Consider the following 6,764-nt stretch of genomic DNA (forward strand, 5'->3'; position numbering starts at 1 on the left):
AATAGAGCCAGAAAAATTTTCTAGAGAAAATGCTTTAGAAATAGTTAAAGAAGATTTAGAATCTATGAGAGAGTTAGCAACTGATATTAGAAATGCTGCAGACGAAGAGGGAGATTTTGAAACTGTAGCTATGTTTGAAGATTATGTTGCATACTATAGCTTGAAAATATGGTTTGTTAAATCAATGTTAAAATAATTATTTTAAATTTCAAAAGGCGAAGAGTTAACTCTTCGCCTTTTTCTATTCTATTTTTTGTTTTATACCATGTTTCACACTGTATATTTCTGCTTCCGAAGGTGAAGCATAAACAAAGTGATTTGGTCTTATTTCTACTAAATCTGGTTTCTCACTACTGTAATCATGTAACTCTGGTTCATAATATATTCTTTTTCTATCTCTTTCAAAATGAGGATCTGCTAATGGTATTGCTGATAATAATGATTGGGTATATGGATGAATTGGATGATTATAAAGATCATCCGCATCTGCTATCTCCATTATCTTTCCATAATACATAACTGCTATTTTATCTGAAAAGTATTTTACTACAGATAAATCATGAGCTATAAACATTACTGTCAAACCTAATTCTTTTTTTAATTTATTTAATAGATTTAAAACTTGGGCCTGTATCGAAACATCTAATGCTGATATTGGCTCATCTGCAATTATTAGATCTGGTTTAGTTATAAGTGCTCTTGCTATACCTATCCTCTGTCTTTGTCCTCCAGAAAATTCATGAGGATATCTAGTAGCATGCTCACTAGTTAGTCCTACTGTCTCTAAAATATCGTATATTAATTCCATCATATGATCTTCATCTTTATATAATTTATTAATCTTTAAACCTTCACCTATAATCTCTTTCACTGTCATCCTAGGATTTAAAGATGCAATAGGATCTTGAAATATCATTTGCATATTTCTAGTAATATCCTTTTTTTCTTTTCTAGTTAATTTATCAGATATTAATTTATCTTTAAAATATACTTCTCCATCCGTTGGAGTATATAGTCTAATGATAGATCTTCCAATAGTAGTTTTTCCACAGCCTGACTCTCCTACTAATCCAAAAGTTTCACCTTTATTAATATTAAAACTAACTCCATCTACTGCTTTTACTACTTCTTTATTAAATCCAAGTCCAGTACTAAAATGTTGTTTTAAATCTTTAACTTTTAGTATAGGTTCTTGGCTTTTTTCTACTTTTATATCATTCATTAGACCCTACCCCCTTAGCCTTAGATAATTGTTTTTCAATTCTACGAGCTAAAGATGATGGTAGCTCTACCTTAGGAGCATCTGGATGTAACAACCAAGTCGATGCTGTATGAGTTGGACTTACCCTAAAGGTTGGTGGTTCTATCTCATAATCTATTTTCATTGCATATTGATTCCTTGGTGCAAATGCATCACCTTTTGGTGGATACAACATATTAGGGGGAGTTCCTGGTATTGCTTGTAATTCTTCTCCTCTTTCTGTTTCTAAATCTGGCATAGAAGCTAATAAGTTCCAAGTGTAAGGATGTACCGCTTCATAAAACATTTCATCTACTGTTGCAGTCTCAACAATTTTTCCTGCATACATAACTGCTACCCTGTCTGCTACATTTGCTACTACACCTAAATCATGTGTAATAAATATAACTGATAAGTTTTCTTCTTCTTGTATATCTTTTATTAAATCTAATATCTGAGCTTGTATTGTCACATCTAATGCAGTAGTAGGCTCATCACATATTAGAACTTCTGGATCACAAGCTAAAGCTATTGCGATTACTACTCTCTGTCTCATTCCACCTGAAAATTGAAATGGATACTGATCATATCTCGTTTCAGATTTTGGTATACCTACAGATTTCATTAGTTCTATAGATTTTTCTCTCGCTTCAGCTTTACTTATACTTTTATCATGAGCCCTAACTGCATCTGATATTTGTTTTCCTATTTTCATCACAGGATCTAAGGATGACATAGGATCTTGGAAGATCATAGCTATCTTTGAACCTCTTATTTTTGTAAACCTTTTATCATTATATTCTGTCAAATCATCACCATCGTACATAATGCTACCATCTTCAATATTAGCATTTTTAGTTAAAATGCCCATTATAGCTCTATTAGTAACAGATTTACCTGATCCAGACTCTCCCACTATTGCTAAAGTTTCTCCTTTATATAAATCAAAATTTACACCTCTCACCGCATGGACTTTTCCAGAGTAGGTATTAAAAGTTATATATAAATCTTTTACTTCTAATACTTTATCTCTATTCATATTAATCTCTCCTCTCTATTGTCCTCTTAATGTAGGATCAAAGGCATCTCTTAGACCATTTCCAAATAAGTTAAAAGCTAACATTAATACTGATATTATTATAGCTGGAAAAAATATTAAATGAGGATAATTTAAAAGTACTTTTTGCCCCTCAGATAATAGTACTCCAATACTTGGTTCTGGTGCTTGAAGACCTAGCCCTAAATATGACAATTGAGATTCGGCAAATATAGCAGATGGTATAGCTAAAGTAGCTTGAGTCACTGTTGGACCTATAGCATTAGGCAATATATGTCTGAAAATTAAGGTTCTATCTTTTGCTCCCATAGTTCTAGAAGCTAAAACATATTCCATTCCTTTATATCTATAAAACTGTGCTCTTATCATACGACTCATACCTATCCAACCAGTCATAACTAGAGCAATTATAAATGGTACTACTCCCTCCCCCATATACATAATCAAAAGTATTATAACTACTAATTCTGGAATTCCAGTTAATATTTCTAATATTCTCTGCATTATCATGTCAGTCCAACCACCAAAATAACCTGATATAGCACCATAAACTACACCAATTATTAGATTAATTAACACTGACATAACTCCTATAAATAGTGACACCCTTGTACCTCTCCATAATCTAGTCCAAATATCTCTACCTATAGAATCTGTACCGAACCAAAAATATGCATCTTTTGCTTCTTTATGTTTATACATATCTACTTTGGCTTTTACCATAGTAGTTTCTTTACCTTGATGAGTTACTGTTTCCTCTCCTAATACTTCAACTATAGAATCACCATATCTAGCTTCTAAATTTGCTTTATCTGCTCTAACCTCTTTAATACCATCTGCAATTCCCATCTTTTCTAAACCTGGTATTCTTGGTGGCATTAGAGATAATTCAACATGTTGTTGCCTATAAGTATATGGATTAATCATAGGCCCTACAATAGACATTATTACTATTATTGCTATAATGATAGCTGAAATCATACTTGGTTTACTTTCTTTAAATCTGATCCATGCATCTTTTAAAAACCCTATAGGTTCTCCTTTGAATTTTTCATCTTTCAAGGTTTCTTCAACTTGAACTAGTTCAAAACTATCTTCTTTTATATCTAAATCTAACTTTTTGAGATCTTCCATATCATTAATTATCACTTTTGCCACCTCCCATACGTATACGTGGATCTATTATTCCATAAGATAAGTCAATTATTAAAATACTACTTAAACTTATAGCTGAATAAAATAATAAAACACCTATAGTCAATGGATGGTCTCTAGCATTTATTGCTTGTACCATAACTTGACCTACACCTGGTATACCAAATATATTTTCAATTACCAAGGAACCTCCTAAGATTCCAAGAAACATAGGTAAGATAACATTTGCTAATGGAATAAAAGAATTTCTAATTGCATGTTTTATAGTAGCATGTACTTGTGATAAACCTTTGGTTTTAGCTAGTAACATATATTCTGAGTTTAAAGCATCAGATAATTCTGCTCTAACATATCTAGTAATAGTTGCAATACCACCAAATGATAATGAAAGTATTGGTAATATCATAGATCTAAATTTAGTCCAAGTTAATGTAACTTCTGTTGATAATAAAATCGGAAGTAAATCCCATTTAAATGCAACAAAATATTGTAATAAGGCAGCGAATACAAAAGATGGTACTGATATAAATAAAATTACCATCAAAGATAAAAGGGTATCTATCCAAGTATTCTTTTTTAGTGCCGCTAAAATCCCAAACGCCATCCCGACAGGAATAGTAAATATTAAAGAAAATATGTTTAATTGAAGAGATACTGGTACCTTTTCTTTAATTATATCAAAAACTGGCCTATTTGGTTGTAATTTAATTGATGAACCAAAATCACCTTTAAGTACATCTTTGATAAAGTGTCCATATTGTACTCTCATAGGTTCATTTAAATGATATTTATCTTCCATCATTTGTTGTATTTCTGGCATTAGCATAGGATCATGAAATGGACTACCTGGCATCATTCTTAATATTATAAAAGAGATACTTATAGTTATAAATAATATTAGAATTATTCCAACTATTCTTTGTGTCGTATACCTTAGCATATAATTCCTCCCTACTGACTATATTTTAATTTAAAATGAGTGCTCAAACTATCTGAGCACTCATTTTTTATGCCTATTAGACTAGGCCTAAGACTAATTACTATAGTCCATCTATTTCAGATTGTGGTAGAGCAAATCCTACACCTGAAATATACTCTCCATCTGTTATTAAATGAATTCTATCTGAGTAGATAGTTGCATTATTGTTTTGAAATATTGGTATTTGCGGTACATAGTCAATTAACATTTCTTCCATTTCAGCTAAAGCATCTATTCTTTCGTCTTCTTTTAGCTTTAAGTCACCTGTTGTAACTCTTTCATATAATTCATCAAAATCTTTATCTGCATAAGCATGACTCTTGTTAGGGAAGTCTGTTGTCCAAACTTTCATACTAGCCCATGGATTAAATGCAGATTGGGAATAAGCCCCTATACCCAATTCAAAGTTTCCTGCACCATACTCATCATAAGCAGTTGAGGGATCCATAGCTCTTAGAATTATATCTAATTTATCGGAGCCAAATAGTTCTTCATATTCTTCTTCTGCTACTTCTGCCATTCGTTTCATATCCTCTTGTGCTTCAAAATATATAATTTCTACTTCTATTTTTTCTTTACCATTTTCCTCATATGCCTTTTCAAACAATTCTACAGCTTTATCTGGATCAAATCCATTATCCTCTGGTCTAATTTCTTTTGCTTGATCAGTATCTTTATAAGTTTCTCCTTCTTCCCAGTCTACCATTGGAACTGATGATATAAACCAAGGTGTTTCCTCATAAATATTAAATACACCTTTAGCTATTTTGGTTCTATCTATACCATAGAACAAAGCCTGCCTAAAGTTTTTATCTTTTAATATTGGATTATCATCTGATTCACTATTTATAAAGAATCCCCATACAGTATTTCCTAATGGATATACTACTCTTGGATCATCTTCATATTGTTCTATTTCAGTAGTAACTGATGCTGCATCTAGTTCTTCACTTTCAAACAATTGTATTCTAGTAGAAGCTTCAGTAACAACTCTTTCTTCTATCTTTTCCGGTTTAAACATTTCAGCATGAGGAGCATCTTCATTTTTCTCATATACTCTATTTTGATCTCTAACCCATTCTACTAAAGTGTATCTACCTGATGATGGGACTTCATCAATTGTTGTAGCATAAGAAGTTTCAGTACCATCTTCACTTAATCCATCCTCATACATTTCCTCATGTACAGGTGCTGTAGATATACTTGATAATGCAGTTAGGATGTCTATTTCTGGCATTTCATCTTCTAGAGTAATTTCTATAACATTATCGTCTAATGCTTTAATTCCTACTTCCTCCCAGTCTTCAACTTCTCCTTGATAATATTCAGCTGCATTTTTAACTTTAATATCATCCATTAAAGTCATAGCATTTCTATTAGCTAATTTTGGATCTAATAACATTTTCCAAGAATATTCAAAGCTTTCAGCTGTAATTTCTGTTCCATCAGTCCATTGTGCATCATCTTTAACTTTAATAGTCCATACAGTATTATCTTCACTTTCAGGTAAGTCTTCTGCATGATGTGGTCTGGTAAATCATTTTTAATATATTCTATTGGAAATTATATTTTATCTATAATATTTTCCTACTTAATATAATTGTACATATAAAACCCCTAAAGAAGAATTTTAAAATTCTTATTTAGGGGTTTTATATCATTAAAATTTATATTTTGTTATTATACACTTCTAAAGGTAATAATTCTATATTTTGCTCATTCCATTCTTTCTCTAGCCCTTCTATATCATAATCTCCTTTAAATACAGCAATACCACAGTCTCCTCCACCTGCCCCAGAAGATTTAGCATATCCATTGTATTTAGTAGCAATATTTGATAATTCTTTTAATATAGATGTTTCGATTTGAATATTTAATTTCTCTCCCATTGTAGACAAAAGTTTTCCATTTATAGAAATTAATTCTTGAATTTTTTTAATATCTTTCTCCCTAAAAGCTTTAATCAGGTCTTCAACAGTTTGTTTACTATCAAATAAGAATTTTTCGTAGATATCTCTTTTACTTTGTTTTGCATTTTTTACATTCTCAACTAAATTTATAGTACTAGCAGGATCACCTGTCCACCCTATAACTAATTCTAATTCTTTCGGAGGTATTAAAGATTCTATCCAAAGTCCAGGCCATTCCTTTTTCAATATATTAGATATAGAAGATTTTTTCTTTTCTTTTAAAACCCAGTCTGTATCAAAAGTCTTAAAACCAATCCATCCTCCAAAGACGCTAGCCGCTATATCTCCACATGAACCATCTTTATTTAAACTTATTTGTGATAAGGCTGATAACTTAAACAAATCTTTTTTTGGAATATCTAT

General features: G+C 31.1%; 6 protein-coding genes and 1 pseudogene. 1 reads left to right on the forward strand and 6 read right to left on the reverse strand.

What is annotated here, in order from left to right; all coding sequences use genetic code 11:
- Positions 1–196, forward strand: a 196-nt coding sequence (locus tag VK071_08495; protein HLR35347.1) for a ferritin-like domain-containing protein, incomplete at its 5' end; no start/stop codon positions are given.
- A gap of 45 nt (positions 197–241) precedes the next feature.
- Here VK071_08495 and VK071_08500 read toward each other — a convergent pair.
- The 6 genes and pseudogenes from VK071_08500 to VK071_08525 all read right to left on the reverse strand — a co-directional run.
- On the reverse strand, positions 242–1,222 hold the full coding sequence (locus VK071_08500) for an ATP-binding cassette domain-containing protein (protein ID HLR35348.1): 981 nt from the start codon (positions 1,220–1,222) through the stop codon (positions 242–244).
- Positions 1,215–2,279, reverse strand: a complete 1,065-nt coding sequence (locus VK071_08505; GenBank protein ID HLR35349.1) for an ABC transporter ATP-binding protein — start codon at positions 2,277–2,279, stop codon at positions 1,215–1,217. Before VK071_08505 ends, VK071_08500 begins: the two co-directional genes overlap by 8 nt.
- A gap of 15 nt (positions 2,280–2,294) precedes the next feature.
- Complete coding sequence (locus VK071_08510; GenBank protein HLR35350.1) at positions 2,295–3,446, reverse strand: ABC transporter permease; 1,152 nt, start codon at positions 3,444–3,446, stop codon at positions 2,295–2,297.
- Positions 3,436–4,392: an ABC transporter permease gene (locus VK071_08515; GenBank protein HLR35351.1), complete on the reverse strand. Its 957-nt coding sequence runs from the start codon at positions 4,390–4,392 to the stop codon at positions 3,436–3,438. Before VK071_08515 ends, VK071_08510 begins: the two co-directional genes overlap by 11 nt.
- A 100-nt stretch (positions 4,393–4,492) precedes the next feature.
- A pseudogene (locus VK071_08520) lies at positions 4,493–5,947 on the reverse strand (ABC transporter substrate-binding protein).
- A gap of 151 nt (positions 5,948–6,098) precedes the next feature.
- Positions 6,099–6,764: phosphomevalonate kinase (locus VK071_08525; GenBank protein ID HLR35352.1), on the reverse strand; the 666-nt coding region annotated here is incomplete at its 5' end.

It is taken from the genome of Tissierellales bacterium, assembly GCA_035301805.1.
Classification (GTDB): domain Bacteria; phylum Bacillota; class Clostridia; order Tissierellales; family DATGTQ01; genus DATGTQ01.